This window comes from Ruminococcus champanellensis 18P13 = JCM 17042 (genome assembly GCF_000210095.1).
GTDB lineage: Bacteria > Bacillota > Clostridia > Oscillospirales > Ruminococcaceae > Ruminococcus_F > Ruminococcus_F champanellensis.
Genome location: NC_021039.1, coordinates 1192307 through 1216179, shown reverse-complemented (window position 1 = coordinate 1216179; position 23873 = coordinate 1192307). Strand labels below are relative to the sequence as shown.

The 23873-nt window shown below is 51.7% G+C and carries 24 protein-coding genes; all 24 read right to left on the bottom strand.

What is annotated here, in order from left to right:
• The 24 genes from RUM_RS05310 to RUM_RS05195 all read right to left on the bottom strand — a co-directional run bounded on the left by RUM_RS05310 (nucleotide 1) and on the right by RUM_RS05195 (nucleotide 23861).
• The gene (locus RUM_RS05310) at nucleotides 1–1428 is read right to left on the bottom strand and encodes a 4Fe-4S dicluster domain-containing protein (protein ID WP_015558166.1); all 1428 of its coding nucleotides are present in this window, start codon (nucleotides 1426–1428) and stop codon (nucleotides 1–3) included.
• Between the two features lie 40 nt (nucleotides 1429–1468).
• Nucleotides 1469–1708 (bottom strand): (2Fe-2S) ferredoxin domain-containing protein, encoded by a 240-nt coding sequence (locus RUM_RS05305; protein ID WP_041326284.1) that lies wholly within the window; start codon nucleotides 1706–1708, stop codon nucleotides 1469–1471.
• Between the two features lie 10 nt (nucleotides 1709–1718).
• Nucleotides 1719–2048, bottom strand: coding sequence for a hypothetical protein (locus RUM_RS05300; protein WP_147645574.1), 330 nt, complete (start codon nucleotides 2046–2048; stop codon nucleotides 1719–1721).
• Between the two features lie 19 nt (nucleotides 2049–2067).
• Nucleotides 2068–3666: an FAD-dependent oxidoreductase gene (locus RUM_RS05295; protein ID WP_015558164.1), complete on the bottom strand. Its 1599-nt coding sequence runs from the start codon at nucleotides 3664–3666 to the stop codon at nucleotides 2068–2070.
• A 12-nt stretch (nucleotides 3667–3678) separates the two neighbouring features.
• Entirely contained in the window at nucleotides 3679–4353 is a 675-nt protein-coding gene (locus tag RUM_RS05290) for a 4Fe-4S dicluster domain-containing protein (RefSeq protein ID WP_015558163.1), read from the bottom strand.
• 17 nt (nucleotides 4354–4370) lie between these two features.
• A complete protein-coding gene (locus RUM_RS05285; protein WP_015558162.1) occupies nucleotides 4371–5204 on the bottom strand; it encodes an FAD/NAD(P)-binding protein in 834 nt (277 codons plus the stop codon).
• Nucleotides 5197–6222 carry a 4Fe-4S dicluster domain-containing protein gene (locus RUM_RS05280; protein ID WP_015558161.1) on the bottom strand — a complete coding sequence of 342 codons (1026 nt, stop codon included), beginning with the start codon at nucleotides 6220–6222 and terminating at the stop codon, nucleotides 5197–5199. The genes RUM_RS05285 and RUM_RS05280 overlap by 8 nt, the downstream gene beginning before the upstream one ends.
• Nucleotides 6215–7210: a 4Fe-4S dicluster domain-containing protein gene (locus tag RUM_RS05275; protein WP_015558160.1), complete on the bottom strand. Its 996-nt coding sequence runs from the start codon at nucleotides 7208–7210 to the stop codon at nucleotides 6215–6217. The genes RUM_RS05280 and RUM_RS05275 overlap by 8 nt, the downstream gene beginning before the upstream one ends.
• Nucleotides 7198–7632: a hydrogenase iron-sulfur subunit gene (locus RUM_RS05270; RefSeq protein WP_015558159.1), complete on the bottom strand. Its 435-nt coding sequence runs from the start codon at nucleotides 7630–7632 to the stop codon at nucleotides 7198–7200. Before RUM_RS05270 ends, RUM_RS05275 begins: the two co-directional genes overlap by 13 nt.
• Nucleotides 7623–9617, bottom strand: a complete 1995-nt coding sequence (locus tag RUM_RS05265; RefSeq protein ID WP_015558158.1) for a CoB--CoM heterodisulfide reductase iron-sulfur subunit A family protein — start codon at nucleotides 9615–9617, stop codon at nucleotides 7623–7625. The genes RUM_RS05270 and RUM_RS05265 overlap by 10 nt, the downstream gene beginning before the upstream one ends.
• Before the next feature lie 16 nt (nucleotides 9618–9633).
• Nucleotides 9634–10026: a 4Fe-4S dicluster domain-containing protein gene (locus RUM_RS05260; protein WP_015558157.1), complete on the bottom strand. Its 393-nt coding sequence runs from the start codon at nucleotides 10024–10026 to the stop codon at nucleotides 9634–9636.
• Complete coding sequence (locus tag RUM_RS05255; RefSeq protein WP_015558156.1) at nucleotides 10016–10822, bottom strand: CoB--CoM heterodisulfide reductase iron-sulfur subunit B family protein; 807 nt, start codon at nucleotides 10820–10822, stop codon at nucleotides 10016–10018. The genes RUM_RS05260 and RUM_RS05255 overlap by 11 nt, the downstream gene beginning before the upstream one ends.
• A gap of 25 nt (nucleotides 10823–10847) precedes the next feature.
• Nucleotides 10848–12224, bottom strand: coding sequence for a class II fumarate hydratase (fumC, locus tag RUM_RS05250; RefSeq protein WP_015558155.1), 1377 nt, complete (start codon nucleotides 12222–12224; stop codon nucleotides 10848–10850).
• Between the two features lie 21 nt (nucleotides 12225–12245).
• Nucleotides 12246–13190, bottom strand: a complete 945-nt coding sequence (locus RUM_RS05245; RefSeq protein WP_015558154.1) for an L-lactate dehydrogenase — start codon at nucleotides 13188–13190, stop codon at nucleotides 12246–12248.
• 305 nt (nucleotides 13191–13495) lie between these two features.
• On the bottom strand, nucleotides 13496–14755 hold the full coding sequence (locus tag RUM_RS05240; protein ID WP_015558153.1) for a glycoside hydrolase family 27 protein: 1260 nt from the start codon (nucleotides 14753–14755) through the stop codon (nucleotides 13496–13498).
• 203 nt (nucleotides 14756–14958) lie between these two features.
• Complete coding sequence (locus RUM_RS05235; RefSeq protein ID WP_015558152.1) at nucleotides 14959–15633, bottom strand: YczE/YyaS/YitT family protein; 675 nt, start codon at nucleotides 15631–15633, stop codon at nucleotides 14959–14961.
• The gene (locus RUM_RS05230) at nucleotides 15620–16057 is read right to left on the bottom strand and encodes a MarR family winged helix-turn-helix transcriptional regulator (RefSeq protein ID WP_015558151.1); all 438 of its coding nucleotides are present in this window, start codon (nucleotides 16055–16057) and stop codon (nucleotides 15620–15622) included. The genes RUM_RS05235 and RUM_RS05230 overlap by 14 nt, the downstream gene beginning before the upstream one ends.
• 240 nt (nucleotides 16058–16297) lie before the next feature.
• Nucleotides 16298–16741, bottom strand: coding sequence for an Hsp20/alpha crystallin family protein (locus tag RUM_RS05225; protein ID WP_015558150.1), 444 nt, complete (start codon nucleotides 16739–16741; stop codon nucleotides 16298–16300).
• A 227-nt stretch (nucleotides 16742–16968) separates the two neighbouring features.
• Complete coding sequence (locus tag RUM_RS05220) at nucleotides 16969–19647, bottom strand: dockerin type I domain-containing protein (RefSeq protein ID WP_015558149.1); 2679 nt, start codon at nucleotides 19645–19647, stop codon at nucleotides 16969–16971.
• A gap of 38 nt (nucleotides 19648–19685) precedes the next feature.
• A complete protein-coding gene (locus RUM_RS05215; RefSeq protein ID WP_015558148.1) occupies nucleotides 19686–20282 on the bottom strand; it encodes a DUF6935 domain-containing protein in 597 nt (198 codons plus the stop codon).
• Nucleotides 20283–20330: 48 nt separating this feature from the next.
• Nucleotides 20331–21296 carry a hypothetical protein gene (locus RUM_RS05210; RefSeq protein WP_015558147.1) on the bottom strand — a complete coding sequence of 322 codons (966 nt, stop codon included), beginning with the start codon at nucleotides 21294–21296 and terminating at the stop codon, nucleotides 20331–20333.
• Between the two features lie 244 nt (nucleotides 21297–21540).
• Nucleotides 21541–21924 carry a response regulator gene (locus tag RUM_RS05205; protein WP_015558145.1) on the bottom strand — a complete coding sequence of 128 codons (384 nt, stop codon included), beginning with the start codon at nucleotides 21922–21924 and terminating at the stop codon, nucleotides 21541–21543.
• Nucleotides 21925–22122: 198 nt separating this feature from the next.
• Nucleotides 22123–22755: a response regulator transcription factor gene (locus RUM_RS05200; protein ID WP_015558144.1), complete on the bottom strand. Its 633-nt coding sequence runs from the start codon at nucleotides 22753–22755 to the stop codon at nucleotides 22123–22125.
• Nucleotides 22752–23861 carry a sensor histidine kinase gene (locus tag RUM_RS05195; protein ID WP_242821753.1) on the bottom strand — a complete coding sequence of 370 codons (1110 nt, stop codon included), beginning with the start codon at nucleotides 23859–23861 and terminating at the stop codon, nucleotides 22752–22754. The genes RUM_RS05200 and RUM_RS05195 overlap by 4 nt, the downstream gene beginning before the upstream one ends.
• Nucleotides 23862–23873 lie beyond the last annotated feature (12 nt).

The following is a 23873-nucleotide window of genomic DNA, read 5'->3' as shown; positions in this document are numbered from 1 at the left end:
TTATTTCAGCATGGAAATAGCGTCCCGAATGGTTTTTTCCATGGCTTCCTTGCCGTATTTGTCAACCTCTGTCCGGTTCTTTTCTCCGTGGGTCAGACAGCCTGCACCACCGATGCAGCCTCCCACGCATGCCATACCCTCAATAAAGTTGGCATCCAGCCGGTTGACCTTTTTCTTCAGCAGAGCCTGACGACATTCTTCAATGCCATCGCAGGCGCAGGCCTTCAACTCAAAATTGGTAATACCATTTTCCTTCAAGCCCTCTGCCACCGCATCTGACAAGCCGCCGCACCGGGCAAAGATCCGGCCAAAGTAAGAGGCATTGTCCAGCACATCCTCCTGTAGCTGGGTAATGTCGATATCCCGGCTGTCGAACAGCGCTTGCAGTTCCTCAAAGGTCATTGCCTCATCCACATAGGGACGGACGGATTCCTTGCGCACTTCCGCCTTTTTTGCAGTACAGGGGCCGATGAATACCACCTTACAGGGAGCATCCTCATGCTCCTTGAGGTACTTGGAGATTGCCGCCATAGGCGACAGATTGTGGGACACATAAGGGAGAAGGTCGGGGAAGGATTTCTCAATATAGTCCACAAACGCCGGACAGCAGGAACTGGTCAAAAATCCCTTTTCTGCAAGCTCCTTGCATTCTGCGTCTGCCACCATATCTGCGCCCAGCGCAGCCTCCACCACCGTGTGGAAACCCAGCTCCTTGAGCCCGGATACCACCTGACCCAGCTTTGCATAGGTGAACTGGCTGGAAATGGAGGGAGCAACCACTGCGAACACCTTGTAATTCTTGTTGTGATCGCTCTTTTTGATCATATCAATCACATTGAGAATGTAGGATTTGTCCGTAATGGCGCCAAAGGGACACTGATACACACAGGCACCGCAGGAAATACACTTATCATTGTCAATGGCTGCCGCCTTGTTCTCGTTCATATGCAGCGCCTTGATCTTACATGCATTTTCACAAGGACGTCTCCGGCAGTTGATGGCAGTATAGGGACATACCTTGGCACAGGCACCGCAATTTTTGCACTTGGACTTGTCAATATGCGCAACGTGCTGATAATCAAAGGTGATAGCGCCGAACCGGCATACATCCTCGCATCTGTGAGCCAGGCATCCCCGGCAGGCATTGGTGACCTCATATCCACCCATAGGGCATTCATCGCAGGCAATCTCAATGACCTGGATCACGTTGGGATTTTCCTCATCGCCCCCCATTGCCAGCTTGACACGCTCCCCCAGAATTGCCCGCTCCTTGTATACACAGCAACGCATGGTAGGCGTATTGCCCGGCACGATGATCTTCGGAATATCCAGCAGATTGTCCAGCAGAGTATCGTTCCATGCCTGCCGGGCAACCTCCCGAAGCACCTTGTACTTTAGATGCTGCACCTTGGTATCAAATTTTCGCATACTTATCCTCCCTTAGAAATGACCGTCCCAGACTGCTTCTTCAGGCCTTGTGCAGAATGTGCTCCTGAAAAAAAGCAGCAGCGGTGTCCGGCGTGACAGAGTAAAACTGATCGTCCAGTGTTACGCACACGCCCTGCTGGCACTTGCCCATGCAAAAGGTTCCTGTCAGCTCCACACGATCCCCCAGCTGATGCTCCGCAACCAGCTTCTGCAGCTGCTCCACCACCTGGTGAGATCCCTTAATGTGACAGGAGGAACCAATACAAACGGTTACTTTCATGCTTCTCCCCTTACGCCTTCTGGGCAGCAGCCCGGTCAGCAGCCTCGTCCAGCTTCTTGTTGCGGAAATACAGCCCAACGTCAACAGAGATTTCAATGAAGTTCAGCACATAGAAGAAGAAGCTCAGGAAGAACAGGAAGCCTTCGCTGCCGGCATCCAGCTGAATAAACTTTCTTGCAATACCGCAGGCATAACCGATCAGCAGGAACACCTCAAAAAACAGGCTCTTGCCCTTGGCGGTACGGGAAACGATGGACTTACGGATGGAGATCGGCCAGGACAGACCAAAGCAGAAGATTGTCAGCGCCTCAAGCAGATCGGAAATCATAGCTGTATTCATAAAATATTACGACCTTTTCTTATTTTTGATACCGGTAATCCGGCAGGAGCTTCGGAGAAACAGCGTCTGTGCTGATGCCGGCTGCTTCACGCTCAGCATCAAACCTTGCAATGTGATCCAGCGTCAGCTTACCCACCTTTGTATCCTTTGCAGCAGCGGCAGCATTCTGACCGGCGCTGCGTCCGAATACGATGATGTCCAGCAGGGAATTGCCCATCAGACGGTTCTTGCCGTGGATACCGCCCACAGCCTCACCGGCTACAAACAGGTTCTCCACATTGGTGGTCATGCCGTTCACGTTGATGTCCAGACCGCCGTTCTGGTAGTGCAGGGTGGGATAAACCAGGATCGGCTCCTTCCGGATGTCAATGCCATAGCTTGCAAACATACGCATCATGGCAGGGATCCGCTTTTCGATGGTACCCTCTCCCCCTATCTTCTCAATCATGGGTGTATCCAGCCAGACTGCCAGACCACTGCCAGTGTCAACACCCTCTGCATGGTCAGAACACTCCCGGATAATAGAAGCAGCCGCCACATCACGGGTCTCCAGTGGGTGCATGAACACCTTGCCGTCCCGGTTTACAAGCTTCGCCCCCAGAGAACGCACCTTCTCGGTGACCAGTGCGCCGAAGATCTGCTGGGGGAATGCGGCGCCAGTGGGGTGATACTGGAGGGTCTCCGCATACAGCAGCTTTGCGCCTACACGATAGCCCAGCACCAGACCATCCGCAGTTGCGCCGTAGTGATTGGAGGTGGGGAAGCCCTGGTAGTGCATACGACCCGCACCGCCGGTTGCAATGATAACGGTCTTTGCCCGTGCAACCATCAGCTCCTTGGTCTCCATGTTCATCAGAACTGCGCCGGCAGCCTTGCCGTTCTCATCCAGGATCAACTCAATGGCAGCAGTGAAATCCACCACCGGGATGCCCCGGTTCAGAACCTCATCCCGCAGGGTGCGCATGATCTCAGCGCCGGAGTAATCCTTTGCCGCATGCATTCTCTTTCTGGAGGTACCGCCCCCGTGGGTGGTAATCATCGTACCGTCCGGTGCCTTATCAAATTCTACGCCCAGATCGTTGAGCCAATGAATGGCCTCCGGTGCATCGCAAACCAGCTTCGCCAGCAGCTCCCGCTTTGCGGCATAGTGACCGCCGCCGAATGCGTCCACAAAGTGAATGGCAGGAGAATCGTTGGGCTTGTCAGCAGCCTGGATACCGCCCTCTGCCATCATGGTGTTGGCGTCGCCGATCCGCAGCTTGGTGACGATCATGGTCTTTGCGCCTGCATTGTCCGCTTCAATGGCAGCAGATGCACCTGCGCCGCCGCCGCCGATGATCAGCACATCCACATCATACTTCACATTGTCCAGATCCACGTCCTTAGCCTGAATCCGGCTGTGAGCCTGGAGCATTTCGCAAAGCTCGTGGGGCACGGATTCCCCCTTGTTGGGGCCGATCTGCAGTGTGGCAAATTCACTCTTTTTGTAATCCGGATGGTATGCCGCCAGCAGATCTTCCTTCTCCTGTGCGGTCATGCGCGCCGGCTCATATGCAATATTCGCTTCTCTTGCAGCTTCCACTGCCTTCAGAGATTCCTGAAATTCCTTTGAATACATAACAGCGCCCCCTTACTTTTCAATCTCACGGTTGTTGTAAAGCTCTTTGATCTCCTCAATGGGCTTCTGCATCAGGGATTCGATCAGCTCTGTGAAGGTACCGTCCTTGATCTCCTTGATCCGATCCTCCAGATGCTGGGTCTTGGGGGCTAAGTACTTGCCGTTGAGCCGGCGAGCCAGCATAGCTACCTGGGGATGGGAGATCCCGGCAGGACAGCGGGAGGAGCATACGCCGCACATTACGCAGTCGAAGGATTCCTCAGCACACTTGTCAAATTCGCCCCGCTGTGCATATGCAATATACTGCATGACGTTCAAGCTCTGGGTGCAGCTCTTGGTGCAGGCATTGCAGCCAACACAGGCGTAGATCTCCGGATACAACTGCATCATGATCTGCTCGGTGGGCTTGATCTTTTCCATATCGTAAACCTGCTTGACCAGCGGGAAAAAGGGCAGCGTTGCCACATACATATCGTTCTCCACCTTGGTCTGGCAAGCAAGACAGGTTTTCAGTTCCCGGTCACCCTTGATCCGGTAGATTGTAGCGCATGCGCCGCAAAAACCATTCCGGCAGCCGCAGCCCCGTACCAGCTGATATCCTGCATACTCCATGGCACGCATGATGGTCAGATTGTCCGGAACGCTGTACTGCTTACCGAAGAGGTAAATATTCACCATATTCTCCATTGCAATGTTCCTCCTGATTAATATTCATCCGGCAGCTCATCGATCTCGTCGCACCGGAACACCGGTCCGTCCTTGCAGACATACTTTGCGCCGATGTTGCAGCGGCCGCACTTGCCGATGCCGCACTTCATGCGAAGCTCCATGGTGGTGTAGACCTGGGTCTTGTCAAAGCCCAGCTCCTGCAAGCCAGCCAGGGTAAACTTGATCATGATGGGGGGACCACAAAGCACTGCGATCTTGTCGGTGGAAAAGCCCAGTTCCTTGACGTAGTTGGGCACGAAGCCAACGTGGCCGTCCCACTCCGGCTGCTCCCGGTCAATGGTCAGATATACGTTGACGCCCGTATCCTTTGCCCACTCGTCAATGATTTCCTTGTAGTCCACCAGATCCTGCATGCTGCGGGAGCCGTAAACGATGTCGATCTTGCCGTACCGATCCCGGTAATGGCGGCAGTAGTTGATGACGGAGCGCAGAGGCGCCAGACCGATACCACCGGCAATAAACAGCATGTCGTGTCCGGCGAAATCCGTATCCACCGGGAAGGGTCTGCCGTAGGGTCCCCGGATGGTGATCTGCTGCCCTACCTCCATGGAGTGGAGCCATTCGGTCACGCATCCGCACTTTTTGATGGAAAATTCCATAAACTCTGTATTGGTAGGAGAGGAGGTAATGGAGAACATCGCCTCACCTACGCCCGGAATGGACAGCATCGCACACTGTCCGGGCTTATGCTCAAACGCCTTTTTCCCCTCCGGTGTTACCACCCGGAAGGTCTTTACATCCGGCGTGTCGATCCGGATATCGGTTACAACGCCCACTACAGGAATAAGCGGCTCCTTGATATCAGTCATTGACGCTGCCTCCTAACTTCTTCATCACCTTGACAATGTTCATCTGGATCGGGCATTTTGCCAGACAGCGACCGCAGCCGACGCAGGAGAACATTCCGTCATTGTTGGTGGGATAGTATACCAGCTTGTGCATAAAGCGCTGACGGAAGCGCTCCAGTTGAGTCAGTCTGGGCTGACCGGCGGACATTTTGGTAAAGTCCGAATACATGCAGGAATCCCAGCAACGGAACCGCTTGACCCCGTGACCGGTGTTGAAATCCTTGATGTCGTAGCACTGACAGGTGGGACAAACAAAAGTACAGGTGCCGCATCCCAAACAGGTAGCGGACAGATCCTTCCACTCGGGCGCATCAAAGAACTTGCTGGTGGTGCCTGCCCCAAACCCATCGGTTTTCAGTCCCGCCAGAGGCAGCTTTGCAAGATGTGTCCGGGTCTGTGCCTTCTGCGCTTCCACCGGAGCGGTATCCGCATCCTCTGTCAGGCAGGTCAGACTCTCCAGCAGAGCATTGCCCTTTTCAGACTTTGCGTCCAGGTACAGAGCATCCGCCGTCTTATAGCAGACCACATCCCCCTCCGGCTCCGCAGCGTCAATGCCGAAGGTGCCGCAGAAGCAGGTCTCCTGGGGTCTGGTGCATGCCAGGGACAGGATGATACCATGCTCCCGGCGGTTCTTGTAATAGGAATCCACAGGCTCTGCAAGGAAAACTCTGTCCAGAACCTCAAAGCTCTTCACGTCACAGGCCCGCACGCCGAACAGCACGAAATCCTCGCACTCACTGCGGGTGTCGATGACTTCAATGTTCTTGCCCTCCACCTTGAAATCCATCAGATTTTCGGTCTGGGGGAAGAAGAAATCCTTGGCGCTTCTCACCGTATTCAGGGCGTCGGACAGCACTGCGCCCTGCTGCCACTTGGTATATTTTGCACCAGCCTTGGTATCCGTGGGCAGATACAGGGTCTTTGCAGACGCAATCTCTGCAAACAGCTGATCCAGCTGATTCAACGCAATTTTACGCATGCTCGCCACCCCTTTCCACTGCTTCGCCCGGCTCCAGATCGTCGGTTCTGTAGTTTACGATGGGGGCACGGCTGCCAACCTCTGCGCCAGCCTGGTAGTCCCCGTAGAAGTTGTCAATATCCTTGATGAACTTCCGGTTCAGCAGGTGCAGCGGAATATGCTGGGGGCAGACACGGGAACACTCGCCGCAGTCGGTGCAGCGACCAGCCACATGGAATGCCCGGATAATGTGGAACATCTGTTCCTCAAAGGAGGTTGCCGGTGCCTTATTCTCCACACCGGACTGGGGATTATCAAACACGCACTTTTCACAGGTACATGCGGGACATACATCACGACAGGCATTGCAGCGGATGCACCGGGACAGCTCACCCTGCCAGAAGGCATAGCGCTCATCCGGGGTCATGCGCTCGATCTGCTCCACCTCATCGAATCTGTGGCAGTCCAGCACTTCCCCGTCGGAGCCAAGCAACTCGTCATAGGCAACATGCTTCCTGGACTTGCAATTGACGCACCGATCCGGCAGCAGCTCTGCCCGATCCAATGTTACGGTGCCGTCATACAGGGTTTCCACTGCAACCTTGTCCGGATCCTCCGTATGAACACGGAGGATGCCCTCTGCGCCGGAGCGGAGTTTTGCCACATCCAGCATGCCGTTGCAGCCAACGCCTACCGCATAGACCTTTTCCCGGTCGAAGCGATGCTCTGTCAGCAGCTGATTGAAGCTATAGGTATCACAGGGCTTGAGGAATACCAGGATCTTGTTTTCGCTTTTCCCTGTTTCTGATACCAGATATTTTGAAAAATTCGCACCGCAGAAATCATTCCAGACGAAATCCTGTTCCAGTTCTTCGCTAGTGTGGAATACAGCGGGCGTAATATCGTAATCGAATTCTCCGGCCTTCCAACCGAGTACACGATCCACTGTGCCGTTTTTCAGCAGTTCGGAAGCCTTGGATACGAGAACTTCACGTTTTACTTCTTGCATCGCAGATCCTCCAGTCTCTTGTTTTCACCAAGCGCCGCAACGGTCTTGGCAAAGTCGTTCATGGTGGCAGCAAACTTTGCGCCCTCAGCTGCGCTAACCCATTCTACACGGGTGCGCTCCTTCTCGATGCCCAGGTAGTCCAGCATGGAGAACAGCAGAGCCATACGGCGGCGTGTATAGTAGTTGCCGGATGTATAGTGACAGTCCCCGGGATGGCATCCGCAAAGGATCACCCCGTCCGCACCTCTCTGGAAGGCACGGAGAATGAACATAGGATTGACACGGCAGGAACAAGGTACACGGATGATCTTGATGTTGGCGGGATAGTTCAAACGATTGTTCCCGGCAAGATCTGCACCGGCATAGGAGCACCAGTTGCAGCAGAAAGCCACGATCAGGGGCTGATACTCGTTTACTTGCATATTGCGTCCACCTCCGCCATAATTTGTTTATTTCTGAAGCCTCTCAGATCCATTGCGCCGGACATGCAGGCAACGGTACATGCACCGCAGCCCTGGCAGACCGCCTCATTGACGGACGCCACACGTCGAACCTTTGTGGTTCTGTCGGGCATTCTGAATTCCTTCTCCACATAGGTGATGGCACCGTAGGGGCAAACCTTCTCACAGGTGGAGCAGCCGTTACACATCATTTCATCCGAATGGGCAATGCAGGGATTGCCGGTGAGCTTATCCTTGCACAGCAAACCGATGACCTTGGATGCAGCAGCGCCTGCCTGGGAAACCGTCTCCGGAATATCCTTCGGGCCCTGACAGGTGCCGGACAGGAATACACCGGCTGTCGGGCTTTCTACCGGACGGAGCTTGGGGTGGGCTTCGGTGAAGAAATCGTTGGTATCCATGCTGGCAGTCAGCATGGTTGCCAGAGGACGGGCGGACTTATCCGGCTCAATGGCAGCAGCCAGAACCACCAGATCCGCATCAATGTGGAGCTGCTTGTTATCCAGCAGATCAGAAGCCTGAACATGCAGCTTCTTCCCCTCCGGCGTTACCTTTCCAACCATGCCCTTGATGTAGTGGACACCGTATTCCTCTACGGCACGGCGATAGAATTCGTCAAAGTTCTTACCGGGCGTACGCACGTCAATGTAGAACACATACACGTCCGTATCCGGATACTTGTCACGGATCAGCATAGCGTGCTTTGCAGTGTACATACAGCAGATCTTGGAACAGTATTCCTTGCCCTTTTCTGCGCATGCGGAGCACCGGGAACCAACGCACTGCACCAGCACGATGGTGTGGGGATGCTCATGGTCGGAGGGGCGCAGCAAAGTTCCCCCTGTGGGACCCGCAGCGTTCATCAGACGCTCCAGTTCCAGAGAGGTGATGACGTCCTTGGACTGGGAGTATGCAAACTCGTCAAACTTCTCCATAGAGATGGGATTAAAGCCGGTGGCAACCACAATGGCACCGTACTTTTCCTCCACAAACTCGTCCTTTGCCTTATAGTCAATGGCGCCGGCGGTGCACACCTTGGAGCAGACGCCGCACTTGCCGGTTTTCAGCATGGTGCAGTAGTTGGGATCAATGGTCGCAACCTTCGGCACAGCCTGTGCAAAGGGGATGTAAATGGCACGGCGGTTGTCCATGCCCAGATTGAACTCATTGGGCACTTTTTTCTGGGGACACTTTTCGGTGCATGCGCCGCAGCCGGTACATACATCCTCCTTGACGTAACGAGCCTTCCGCTTGATGGTCACATCAAAGTTGCCTACAAAGCCCTTCACATCGGTCACTTCAGAGTAGGAGAAGATACGAATCTTCTCGTTCTGTGCCACATCCACCATTTTCGGGGTCAGAATGCAGGCTGCACAGTCCAGGGTGGGGAATGTTTTATCCAGCTGTGCCATCTTGCCTCCGATGGTCGGCTTGGTTTCCACAATATCCACCGGGAACCCTGCGTCTGCAATATCCAGCGCCGTCTGGATGCCGGCAATGCCGCCGCCGATGACCAGCGCACGCTTGGTAACCGGACTTTCACCGGGAGTCAGAGGCGCATTCAGGTTCACCTTTGCAACCGCAGCCTTTGCCAGGATGATCGCCTTTTCTGTACCGATGGGCATCTCCTTGTGTACCCAGGAGCACTGCTCACGGATGTTGGCGATCTCCACCATATAGGGATTCAGTCCGGCTGCTGCCGCAGTCTTGCGGAACGTAGCTTCGTGCATACGGGGAGAGCAGGAGCAAACCACAATGCCGGTCAGCTTGTTGTCCGCAACTGCCTGCTTGATCATTTCCTGTCCCGCCTGGGAACACATATACTGATAATCGGTGGAGAAAACAACACCGGGTTCATTCTTGATCGCCTGTGCAACCGCCTTCACATCCACCGTACCGGCAATGTTCGTACCGCAGTGACAGACAAAAACTCCAATTCTCTGCATGGTCGTTTCTCCTTTCCTACTTAGAATACTTACGCATAGCACTCATCAGCGCCTGCTGGGGCATATCCTCGTCCACCAGCGCCGGAATATCGTTGGCAGTCATATGGTTTGCGCCCTTTTCACGAATCACGGTAAGCCGCAATGCCTCCACCAGCTTTGCCGGCTCCACACCCCGGGGGCATCGATCCACGCATGCAAAGCAGGACAGACACTTATAAATGGAGTCGGACTGCATCAGCGCCTCGATCTCCCCATTCTCTACCATATATACGAACTGGTGGGGATGGTATTCCATCTCGTCATAGGACGGGCAGGTGCCGGAACATTTGCCGCAGCGCATGCACTTGCGGGGATTGACACCGCTCATGCGGAGGATCTGCTCCTTCCGGCGTTCATCTTTATTCAGCATAGGTATCCTCCTTTACGCCCAGCGCTTCTGCCAGCAGTTCAGTGAAGTAAACCACCGGAACCGGACTGCCGTTCTTCACCAGATTATACTTGCACAGCGGACAGGCGGTCACCATCAGCTCCGCCCCCTGGCTTGCAGCATTCTCGCTGACTGCATTGCTCTTTTTCTTTGCGGACGCAGGATCCTCCAAAGCTACATAGCCGCCGCAGCACTCGTTGCGCAGTGCATAGATCACAGGCTCTGCGCCCAGTGCCCGGATCAGATCCTCCATGATCTGAGGATTCTCCACATCGTCGAACTGCATCACCTTGCCGGGGCGCAGCAGCAGACAGCCGTAGTATGCGGCGATCTTTTTGCCGGTCAGAGGCTTTACCACTGCCGCCTTGATCTTGTCAAAGCCGACCACATCCCGCAGCAGCTCCAGGTAATGATACACCTGGGTCTCCCCTGCATAGGGGGCAGCAGGGTTGGGATCCTGTGCCATGTAACGGTTGACCTTTGCAGCAAAGTCCGCATCATTCTGCATGGCATAATTGGTCTGCTTGATCACATTGTGACAAGCCGAACAAACCGTAACCAAAGGCTGCTCCGCATCTCTTGCTGCTGCAAGGGCACGGACGCTGGACAGTTTGGACGCAATCTCGTCCTTTGCGCTGACGAATACGCCACCGCAGCACTGCCAGTTCTCGATCTCACACAGCTCTACGCCAAGGATCTCGGCGCACTTCCGTGCATAAAAATCAAGCTGCTTTGCCTTTGTACGGAGGGTACAGCCCGGAAAATAACTAACTTTCATCCTTTACCTCCAATACTGCCCGAACTCAGACCATCTGCTCGGGATGGAATACCTCGTCAAACCGCTCTGCTGTCAGGAATCCCAGTTCTACGCATGCTTCCTTCAGAGAGATATTGTCCTTGAATGCCTTCTTTGCTGTCTTTGCTGCATTCTCATAGCCGATGTAGGGGTTCAGCGCTGTTACCAGCATCAGAGAATTATGCAGATTGTGATACATCTTATCCTTGTTTGCGGTAATGCCCACTGCGCAGTTCACGTTGAAGGATACGATGGCTTCCGCCAGCAGCCGAGCGGACTGGAGGAAGTTGTATGCCGCAACCGGCATGAATACATTCAGTTCAAAGTTGCCCTGGGATGCTGCCATGCCAACTGCCACGTCGTTGCCCATTACCTGTACAGCAACCATGGTGACAGCCTCACACTGGGTAGGGTTTACCTTGCCGGGCATAATAGAGGAGCCGGGCTCATTTTCCGGAATGTGGATCTCGCCCAGACCATCCCGGGGACCGGATGCCAGCCAGCGTACATCATTTGCGATCTTCATCATATCGCAGGCAGTTGCCTTGATGGCGCCGTGTGCAAATACCAGCTCATCCTTAGAAGTCAGCGCATGGAATTTGTTTTCAGCAGTGATAAAGGGCTTGCCGGTCAGCTCCGCAACCTTCTTTGCCACCAGCTCGGAGAATCCGGCAGGCGCATTCAGACCGGTACCCACTGCGGTGCCCCCCAGTGCCAGCTCATGCAGGGGCTTCACTGCCAGCTTCAGCAGCTCCACATCCTTTTCCAGGCTTGCACGCCAGCCGGAGATTTCCTGGCTGAACTTGATGGGAGTCGCATCCTGCAAATGGGTTCTGCCGGACTTGACTATGCCCTCGTTTTCCGCTTCCAGACGGCGGAAGGTTTCGATCAGGGTGCCCACTGCCGGCAGCAGCTTATCTTCAATGGCGAGCACTGCGGAAATGTGCATAGCGGTGGGAAATGTGTCGTTGGAGGACTGGCTCATATTGATGTCATCATTGGGGTGGCAAAGCTTTTCGCCGGCGATCTGGTTTGCCCGGTTTGCAATGACCTCGTTGGCGTTCATGTTGGACTGGGTGCCGGAACCGGTCTGCCATACCACCAGGGGGAAATGATCGTTGAGGGATCCGGAGATCACCTCATCGCATGCCTGAGAAATAGCAGCCAGCTTCTGGGCAGTCATCTTTTCCGGCTTCAGTTCAGCGTTCGCCAGTGCGGCAGCCTTCTTGAGAATGCCGAAAGCGTGGGTGATCTCCCGGGGCATGGTTTCAATGTCCACACCGATCTTGAAATTCTGGTGACTCCGCTGGGTCTGTGCAGCCCAAAGCCGATCAGCCGGAACCTTCATTTCGCCCATAGAATCATGTTCAATCCGATATTCCATCGTGAAAATACCACCTTTATCTTAAATTTCCAGATTCTTGATTACATCCTTCAGCGTATCCGCACTCAGCCGCAGCTTTGCAACTTCCTCATCAGTCAAAGGCACATTCACCTTTCCACGGATCCCATCGTCGCCTACCAGATTCAGCGTACTCAGACAGACGTCATCAATGCCATATTCCCCGTGCATCATGCTGGAAACAGTCATTGTGGTATCCACGCCGCCCAGCAGGCACTTGCAGATGTGGCATACGGAAATAGAAACCGCATAGAAGGTGGCACCCTTCCGGGCAATGACTCTGCCACCGGACTTTCTGACATACTGCTCAATGTCCACAAAATCCAGCTTGGGCTTTTCGATGCCGGGTGTGGTGATCAGCTTGTCGCACTCCAGGATCGGCACGTTGGAAATGTTGGCAACGGACCAGGGAATGAAGGAGGAGTCCCCATGCTCACCGAATACATATGCGTGTACATTGCTCTGGCTGATGTTGTAGTACTCAGACAGTCTTGCACGCAGACGGGCAGTATCCAGAATCGTACCGGAACCGATGATCCGGTTTTCCGGCAGGTCGGAGAACTTGTGGAATGTGTAGGTCAGAATATCTACCGGATTACTTACTATAATATAAGTAGCGTTGGGTGCATGTCTGGTAATTTCCGGGATAATGCTCTTGGTAATGTTGACATTGGTCTGCGCCAGCTCCAGACGGGACTGACCAGGCTTTCTTGCAATACCGGATGTCAGGATCACAATGTCCGAATCCTCTGCATCCACATAGCTGCCTGCGTAAATGGAGCAGGGGCTGCAGAAGGGGGTGCCCTGTCTGATATCCAGCGCTTCGCCCAGAGCCTTTTCGCTGTTGATATCAATCATGACGATTTCGGACGCCATTCCCATAATGGCCAGAGAGTACGCAATGGTGGAACCAACGCTGCCGGTTCCGATGATGGAGATTTTGTTCATAAGTACACACCTTCCCAATAATACATATCGTGAATATTATAACACACTTCGACAGAATATGCAATCACTAATTTTTCATATGAAGCCATGCCGAAGTGTATATGTGCCGCAAATGCCGGTTTTGCGACATTTCCACTGGATCAGCACAGGAAAGAGATGCAGGATCCCCCCCTAATACAGCATTTTGCTTCGTCGCAAGCACGATGATTTCCAATCTCTTCAAGCCTAAGTAGAAACAACACACAGCAAAAAGAGGCGCAGATTACGCCCCCTTTGCTGTCCGTTGAGCTTTGTGCGGTATTGTCCTAGCGTATTTGATACGCTTTTGCACCGTGTGCGTTGAGACTGACCGTCAAGCTGCTGTCTATTGTACTTTCCTCCCCCGACCAAAGCTCCATTGCCGTGGAGGCATGCTCGATCTCAAGGTCACGCAGCTGGATTTCAATCGTCCCGTTGTGATCCCCCACATTGAAAACCGCCGCATACTGTCCGCCCTCTGCGCATACAGCTGTCCAGAGGATATACTCGCTGCCGCCAATCACTCTCCGCCATACCTGGTGTGCATGTCTTGCCATTTGATGCATGGCAAGCACCGCTTCATTTGTAACAAGCGCCAGCGTAAACGCATCAAAGCCCGTCAACTCCCCTCCGAGCATAAGCGGCGAACGAAAGATGCTCCAGAGGGTAAGCATTGTGATCTGCTCTTCCTTTGTGAATTTGGTTCTGTTTTCCTTACTCCACACCTGATTGATCGGGCCGATGGGCAGCATGTCTGCGTCAGGCCAATGCCCAGGTCCCGAATGGGTACACCACTTTTCCGCACGTTCAAACATGGCATAAAGCAGCTCCCATTGATCCCAGAAATCATCGGTGATCCGCCACATATTCGAGACCTGCTTATAAAGCTCAGCCTTTTCCAAAAGCGCAGGGCCGGGCGAAAGACTCAGCACCATATCCCGTCCGCAGCCTTTGAGGGCATTGCTCAGCATCACAAGCTCCGCTTCTTCGTGAGGGAGCTCCCGGCAAATATCGTCACACTTGATAAAATCAACGCCCCATGCAGCATACAGCTCAAATATACTATTATAATATGCCTCTGCTCCCTCTTTTTCCGGATCCACGCCGTACATATCCGTATTCCAGCGACAAATGCTTGCGGTTTTTGCGATTTCACGGGCAGTTTTGTCCGTACCCAGAATGCCTGTATTTTGATGAACTGCCTGTCTTGGAATGCCCCGCATGATATGGATCCCGAACTTGAGTCCCAGCCCATGCACATACTCAGCCAGGGGCGCAAAGCCCTTTCCTCCTGCGGAAGAAGGGAACCGGTTTTCGTCCGGGATCAGCCTTGAATAAGCATCCATACAAAGCTCGGTGAACGGGTTGTAAACATGCGTAACGGCTTTGGGTTCATACCATTGAATATCCACAACGATGTATTCCCAGCCGTATTGTTTCAGGTGCTTTGCCATGAATTCTGCGTTTTGTCTTACAATGTCCTCCGTCACAGCTGCGCCGTAACAATCCCAGCTATTCCAGCCCATAGGTGGTGTTTTTGCAATCATTTTCGTTCCTCCATTATGAAAACAGCCCTGCATAAGTCCTACAGGGTATAGATCTACTCAATTGGTATTATATCATTTGCTTTTGCTGTTGTCTATGTAAATTCGGTATCTTCCTGCAAGTGGAATGAAGCAGCCCATTCCAGCCATGCAAAAAGGCACATCCACCATACAGACTCTGTACAGCAAATGTGCCTTGCAAAATGTTATGCCCGGGATGCACAAGCGCCTCGGGTCTTTCGATGCTTTGCCCACAATTTCATGATCTGTCCCAATACTACCCCGACCAGCACCGCAGAAAGCGCTGTTCCAATGCCTACGCTCCCCATACTGCGCAATACAATGAGACAGGCCACAAGGGAAATCAGAACCATTGTAATGTCAAACCCCACCTTGACCTTCGGGAAGGCAATGCTTGACACGTGGGAGACAGCCTGCATGATCCCCTCCCCTGCTAGCGGCATAATATCCGCCGGAAGATAAAAGAAGATACCGACGGCCACCAGCACAATGCTCACCAGAACCATACCGATGCGAACAGCTATATTTTCCGGTGTCGGCGCAAAGGTCATCAGATAATTGCAGAAGGTTGTAAAATAACCAAATACTACGCCAACCGGTATTTGCAGCAGGGACTTTAACTGAAAGCTTTTCCGCAAGATCAGAATCTGAAGCAGTACCAGCACACAATGAAACAGTATGGTTGCCTTCCCCATTTCGATCCCCCAGCACCTGGTCAGCGTGTAGGGAATCGAACTGACCGGTGATACCCCAAGATTGGATTTGACGGATATGGCAATGCCGGCAGTCATGATGAACAGACCGGCAAAATAGCAAATCAACCGATTTGCAAGGGTTCTGGACGCTTCATTTTGTTCCATTCTTTCCTACCACACTTTCCAGATTATTGCACACTTCGGTCAAAAGCCCTTTGACGGTTTCCAGATCCCCCGAATCCATCGTTTCAGAAACCTGCCGATCATATGCTTCAAAGATCGTGTGCATCTTATCGGCAGCCATTCTTCCGGTCTGGGTCAGGTACACAAATAGGGAACGGCGGTTTCCATGCTCCTGCCTGCGCTCAATCAGCTGTTTCTGTTCCATGCGCAGTAAGATGCTCGCCAGAGTCGCCGGCTCTATTTCACAGTAAGCGGCAATTGTTTTCTGATCACTTCCCTCATGGCTATAAAGATAATCCAGCACCTTTGGCTGTCCGGAGGACAAGCCAATTTTCTGTGCTTCGGCAAAAATACAGCGCTGCATCATGGCATGGGCTTTCATCAGCAGATAGTGAAGACTCTCCATACTTCCTCCAATCAGAATTCTTATAGTTTGCATTCTAATTATATCCGTTCAATTTGTTCCTGTCAAGCATGCAGCAGGATACGGATTGAGAATTTGTATTCTCACTAAAATAGAATGTCTGTCGGTGCATGGAATGCCGCACATTGCTTTCACAGCGTCACCCTACAAAAAAATCCCCGAAGCCGTTCCATCGAACAACTTCGGGGATTCTTATTTCAGAAGTCAAAATTCAGCGGGGCATTATCCCTCAATGGCGATATACTTGTGACCCTCCACTTTCTTGGGCTCTGCCTTCGGCACGGTGATATGCAGAACACCGTCCTCAAACTTTGCCGTTACATCCGCTTCCTTCACAGCATCGCCCACATAAAAGCTTCTCTGCATAGCGCCTGCGTAACGCTCCTGACGGATCATTTTGCCTTCTTTGGTTGTTTCGTCCTTGTCAAGCCCCTTTGCGGCACTGACGGTCAAATACCCATCCTGCAGCTCCAGATTGATCTGATCCTTCTTGAAGCCCGGCAGATCAATTACAATCTCATAGTGGTCATCATGCTCATGCACATCGGTTTTCATAACCTGTGCAGCGTGCTTGCCGTACAGCTTCTTCTCCACATCTCTGCCAAAGTCAGGGAATCTGAAGAAATCATCGAATAAGTTTTCACCAAAAATGCTAGGATACAACATAGGTCAGTCCTCCTTATACTCATCACATGCTTTCATGATTCTGAGCAAGGGCACGGAGGTTCAGCACCGGAATCCTTTGGTGCTGCTCTGTTCCTTTGTTCTGTTTATAGTATAGCACGGAGGATTAGCACTGTCAAGTGGAGAGTGCTAATTTTCACATAGCTTTCATTTTTTCGCAGGATTGTCACATATACTTGGAGCATCCGCTGCCAGAGGGATTCTTGTTGTTATGCGTCAATCAGCAGCATGCGCTTGAGTCGATACAGGTCAGTGCCGTTCAGAGTACCGTTGCCGTCCAGATCTCCAAGCCGTCCATTGGTGACAGTACCGGACTGAATGAGCCATCTTTGCAACATCAGCAGATCCGCAACAGTTACTGCTCCGTCCTCGTTCACGTCTCCTGCAACACCTACGGTGATAACTGCTTTATCCGAGGTGATGTACCCCAATTCATTGAGTGCATCACAATAAACAGTTTCTCCGTCCCAAAACTCAGAAACATTGTACAGTGTCAATGTGCGACCGTTGCTTTGATATTCCAACAGTTCTTCATTATCTATCTGATCCCATTCATAATTGGTAAAAGACCAGCGAAATTCATCTGCATACAAAGTTTCATAAGTGAAAGACGTAGTGCCGCCAGGCGCAACAATCACATTTTTAAGCTGAGATGATTCTGCCGGCGGTTTGACGATAATGTTAAGATATGCTGTGTGAGAGGTGACACCGCCATCCTTGCCTTTGATCCATACATGTACCGCTTTATTCAAAAACCAGGAACTGACACCATAAATCTGAAATGTACTTTCTTCAAAGCTGTTGACACCAAAGCAGTGTGCCAATACAGTTTCTCTGGAATAGGGCTGCTGCGTTTCATCTTCTACATCAAATATTTCCCATTCATAACGCACGGCACCAATTGCTTCTACAGAGAACCTTGCATCATTGCCCGAAATCAAAGTTACATTCTGAGGTTGTTTCGTGATTATAGGAACTGATTTTTCAATCGTCAGGCGGTTTTCGCCAAATATGAATGCTTCTGTGTTGAGATCAATCACCACACCATTACCCATAGCCCTCATGCCATTGCTGTTCTTGTTCGGAAGAATGTCTTTCAACGGAAACTTTACGTTGGACCGTATTCCGGTTGTCCCTGAAAATGTCCCGTTGTAGACTGTGATATTCATGTTTTCCATATCGGAAATCACCATTGCCCCCTGTTGGGCTTCTCTGGGATTCCTGCTTTTGAAAGAACCGTTCCAAATAGTAACCTGTCCGGCTGATTGCAGGAACAAGCCCTGCTTTGCTCCGTAAAAGCTACCGCCATATATGGTCAGATCACCAGTGCTTTTCATCATAACGGCACAATTCTGGGATTTTGAAGAAGAAGATGTTTTTTCATAGCGGTCGAACTCGCCGCCATGAATCACTACACTCGCATTGTCTCCAATGTACAATCCGTTATCCCAACTGCCAATATATCCGTTGTTAACTGTTAGCTGTGCATCATTCCGTACAGCAATGCCACAAGCCGTGCCTTCATATCTGCCGCCATTGATAACAGCCGTGCCACCGTCAATCAGAATTGCTGCTCCACGGGTGCTTCCACTGGACGAGAACGAATCAATCATATTGCAGTAATATCCCCCATCGATCTGCAAATTTCCTTCGGAAATGACCATGGGTTGCCCGTAAGCCATACCATCGTAGGGCGTAAAACCGCTCACATTCGTCAGGCGCAGAGTACCATTTTCCCCAACCCGGAACAAGCAGGATGTACGAGCCAAACTACGAAATTGCATATTGTAGTCATTTACTGGAATGCCTGTCAGTTGTGTGCTGAAAATTCGCAGTTTACCCTGCCGGATGTCAAATAGGGCATCATCATACCTACCTGTGTCCCGAATCACACTACAACTATTCAAGTTGATCGTGATGTCAGCATCCGGATCATCCAGAACCAACATATTATCAGTGTCCATGTCTTCTTGATATATCCATGTATTTACAGAAGTTTTCGACTTTAAGGTGATCCACTGCTTTCCGCCCTTAGCGAGTGCCGCCTGCAGTTCTTCGTAACTGGAAACAATGGTCTGCTCAGAAACAACAGGAGCCTTTATAGTATCATATGCATACTCACAAGAATCGCATGTTTTCTTCCAAATGCCTTCCCGAGTTTCTGTTGCACTCTGTTTGCATGTCCATTTTTCAAGCATGCCATAGATGATGCTGTGACTGCGAACGGTATCTACCAGTTTAATTCCACATTCAGGGCATGTTTTCCAATGACTATAATCATCAAATGAGCAACTGGAACTTTCAGTATGCATATGACCACTGGGTGAGCAAATCAGGGAACCTGTGTCAATGTACATCAGGGAATCGTTTATTGTCATGCCAGAGGGCAGGTCTACTGAGCCGCCGAGCTCATCCATAAGATCTTTACAGCTTGTCAGATAGACTGTGTCTGCATTCAGCTTCTGCATTGTTGCAGAATCCACCAGAGTAGCGGTTGCCTCATCATCTATGGATACTGAGACATTTTTGATCATAAAATAGATGCGTTGGTAGTACATTTTCCCGTCTTCAAAGTTATACAGCGTGTTAAAATTCCTACTGTTCACGAACGTATACATCCATTCAATAAACTCTGTGCCATCATCCCACTGTTCCGTATCCTCAACATTTTTCCATTCACACCCCAGATAAGTAAGATCTAAAGAATCATTACTGTCAAAATCTTGCGGTGCCTCCGGCACTTCTCTGACTCTTGGATATGTAATGGTCAGGGAAATGTCATAGTTATTTTCCGCGCTGATCGGCAGACCCTCCGTTCCCACAACACCACACAGCATACCAAAAGATAAAAATAAGCTCAACAGCTGTTTTGCAATTTTTTTCTTCATACTCTTTCCTCCATTCTATTATAGTATACCACTCCGGATCATCTGCCAGAAGCGCTCCCATCCTGCCCGCATGCCCAAGGATCCGCTGCTTTTGGAAGACGCACACCGGTCAGCAGATATTGCTCCCACAAGAACCACTTACCATCCCGACCACGCTGGCGGAGCTTTACCGGGCGTGGACTGTCCGCACCGCCGCAGGGGATGAACAGCTTCATATATCCAGCTTCTTCCTCGGAAAAATGACCGCATTCCACGGTAATTGTGTAGGGCTGTGCCGGCGTGTAGCCATTGTCCGGCGTTGCCCCGGCAAAATAGGTATACGGCAGATAGTCTTTGCCGCCACGGAACCGATCGTTTAGAAATGAGATTTCCTGACCGTTCAGCGGACGGGGTCCTCTGAGCCAGTTGAGCATTTCTATGCCCCTGTTCTTATCAGCTGCATATGCGCAGAGCGCCAGTACCGTCATCACCGCCGTTTGATAGGGCGTACTAAGATTAGCTTCCGGAAACGCCTGCATTTGCGCAAGGTTCTCCGGCAGCGCAGTAAAACGAAAGGTTTCCCGTTGGAATCCAGCAGATTGTGCAGTACCGCCTGCCACCTGCGGTGTGGTGTTCAGACCGTCATAAATAGGCATATTCTCTCTCCTCCCGGATCCCATCATCGGATCCATGTGCAATTTCTGTCATCCACCCAGCGCCGTCCATGTATCGGTTATGGCATCATAGGAATAAATCAGATTATCGCATACGCCATAATACAATTCCCGGACAAACTGATCCTCGTGATCCGTACCCAGAGCAAAGATCCAGCATGAGCGCCCATCAATGACCTGAATTTGACCGGTGTATTGCAGAGTCATGCCCAGATTCACATAGGACTGCACCTCGTCCGCTTCTAACAAAAGACCGTATGCAATCATGACATCATCCTGCGTTTCGTTGCCATCCGTATACATGGAAAAATCATAGCAATCCAGATTTTCAAGCCTGCCATCCTTGCCGGAAACCATCGGATTCACAAAAAAGCGCTCGTCCCCCGTCTGAATTGCGATGGATACATTAGAGTGTACCTCACTCATATTGCAATACAGCAAAAAGCAGTCTGTGCCTTTTCCTTTATACAGGGGCTTCTCCGTATGTACGTCGTATGTTCCCTCCTCGTTTACATCCGCCGGATAAACGGATGCACTCCGGTCTTTTCTCGTGGTGACGACTGCATACAGCTCTGCGCCGTCTGCATCGACCAAGGGCGCATCACAGAGAAAGGCATACGCTTCCGCATACGGGCTGCCTTCCAGGAAGATGCGGATCTCCTCCTCCGTCCTCTCAGCACCAACATACCCAATGTACGCAATGCCCGCCTGATAGCCGCTTTCATCAATCCTCTTGCACAAGCCCAGAAGCTGCGGATCCGTTTCTTCTGTCGGTTCACACGAGTCCAAAGACTCCGTTCCCTCCGTTGGCTCGCTGGATTCCACAGGCTTCGGATCCACCCGTTCCGCTGTCGTGGATGCGGCAACAGAAGAATCGCTGCCGGATGCTACAGATTGTTTGGCGGAGCTTTCCTGCATCTCCGCCCCGCATCCTGCACACATACCCATTCCCAAAAGCAATGCAATCACGGATGCAGCAGCTTGTCTGAATCTCATACTAACCACCTCCTAATTCATTTCAAGAACACAACTCATTCAGCCAGATGTCCTCTACGCCACTATTTCCATTTTCAGCATACCTTGCGGCAGAGATAGTTTCCGTCCGCCAGCTTCTGGGACTGAAATATATGGATGGATGCCCCACAAATTGCACAAGTATTTTCCGTAATCATGACCCACTTCATTCTGAACCTGTTGCGAAAACAGGAGTGGCAACAGTACCATTATATCTGACCGACTGTTACACGCTGTCGACAACCGAAGCAAAATAATTCTCGGACACCGAGCCAAACAAAAAAGCATCGATCAGCCCTTCACGCTTTGCCTGCCGCACATGTTCCGTCAGATCGTAATCGCTTTCATCATCCACAAACAAAATAATGCGGCAATCGGGATTGCTTTGCCGAAGCTTTTCACGGATCTCCATTCGCTCGGAAAACATCCAGGGAGAATACGCCTTGACCTCCATCAGCAGCACATCGGGGCTGTGTACTTTGCACCACTCGGCGGTGGAATCCGGTGACTCGGAGATCACCACCTGGTAATCCTCCAGCTTCTGCATCAGCATGCGCTCCATGTTGTGGGCATGAATACCGCTTTGCATGTCTAACACCATTTTTCTCATGTTTGCATCACCGCCTTTTGCAATTACGAGTCTATACAGGCAATACGCACAGAAATTGTACGGTGCTGCCTATCTATTATTGTACTGATTTTTCCCCTTTTGTCACTGTCACTTGTGACAGTAACCGAAGAAACCCCCCTCATTTTCAAAAAGCCGGGACAAAAAATCCCCCTGCGCCATAAAGCGCAAGGGGAAGCTTCATGCTTCTTCTTTTAAGGTGGTAACCATCAGCTTGTTTTCAATGGCGGTGGCAACCAGAGCCTCCCTGTTCTCAAATCCACCTTTTTCCACCATATCATCCAGCGCCCAACGGACGCCTCGTTTGGTAATGCCCAGCTTGTCGGCGATTTCCTGATAGGTAAGCCCACGAATGTACCACCGCAGAATGCTCAGTTGACGGGGAGAAAACTGATCGGACATGGTATCCTCCATCTCCACCGCAGGCGAAATGTCCGGAAAAACGTGCTCTCCGGCAAGGGTGCGCCGGATCACATCCAAAAGCTCCGCCGTTCCGTGATCCTTATACCATAGACTATCCGCAGCGCCCGTTCTGGCTTTTGCCAGCACCTCCGGATCCACAAGGGAGGTCACCACCAGAATCTTCACATTGGGAAACGCCTGCTTGATTCGCCCGGCAGCAGCAAGACCGGAATGCTTATGCTGGGTCTGCACATCCATCAAAATCAGCTGTACAGTGCGATCGCAGTGTCTTTCAGCCTCAAAAGCGTCACGGTACACGCCAACAAGACGGAATCCACCATTCGCCTCCAGCCGCTCGGCAAAATATTTTTGAATATACAGATCATCTTCTACTAGTATCGTTTGGATCATAAGTCGTTCTCCTTTTCCGGAAGCGTAATGAGCAAGGCAAAGCACGGCTTGTATGCCGTATACATTTCGCCGCATGCCGCTTCAATACTGCGGCGAAGGGAGGTAAGCCCGCTGCCCTCCCGAATGGGCTCTGTAGGAATGGTGCCGTCGTTGGTGATGGTAATATCATACAGACCATTCCGCTGGACGATGTGGATCCGCACCAGGCTGCCGCCGGCGTGCTTGACACAATTGGTCACGCATTCCTTTGCTGCAGTAACAATCAGCTGCTCAGCATTGGAATCCGGCGGCAGATAGCCCTCCACCTGAACAGTGACACCCAGAGCCTTTGCAGCCTGTTTCACCTGCTCCATGGAACTGCGGGGGGAAGTACGGTCACTGGTCAGCACCCCCACTGCCTCCTGCAAAGATGCAATCTTCTGATCGGTGTCCTCACCGCTGGCGATGATGTCACGGATGGTAAGCAGGCTTCTGCCAATGGTATCGTGAATGTAAATTTTCAGATTCAGGCTTTCCTTCTCTTTGATGTCATCCGCCATACGCTCGTACATTTTTTGCAGCTTTTGATTGACCTGTCGGAGCTGCTGATTGATCTCTCCCTGCCGAACGTTTCCAAGATGCAGCTCGGTTACATTGTGGGCAGTCATCTGTCGCCAACGATCATTGCCGTCCACGATAATGGCTTGGGTACGGAACTGCCAGACGGTTTGATCCGGCAGAATGTAGCAATCGCCTCTCACGGTAACAGTGCTGCTCGGATGCGCCAAAGCATTTTCCAGATCCTGAACAATTTGCAGCTCATGACCGCAAAGTGCAAAGGAAAGCTGCCGCATCCGGTTGTTGCACAGAATCATGCGACCGTCCGGGTCAGCAAAGCAGATACCCATAGGAAGCTTGTCAGTGGCCTCTTTAATAGAGAAGGGAGACAACTCATTTTTGCGGCGGCGGTATTCTCTCGGAAATGCAATGGCAAAGTGCAGTGCCGCAAGGATGATAACGATCACAAAAAACAACCATGCTGCATGGATCAGAAATGCATCCTTGCCCGCATTGGGATCTCCCTGGGTCACAGAAAGGAGCAGTGTGACTAAAATTCCAAAATGCACAGCGCAGGGCAG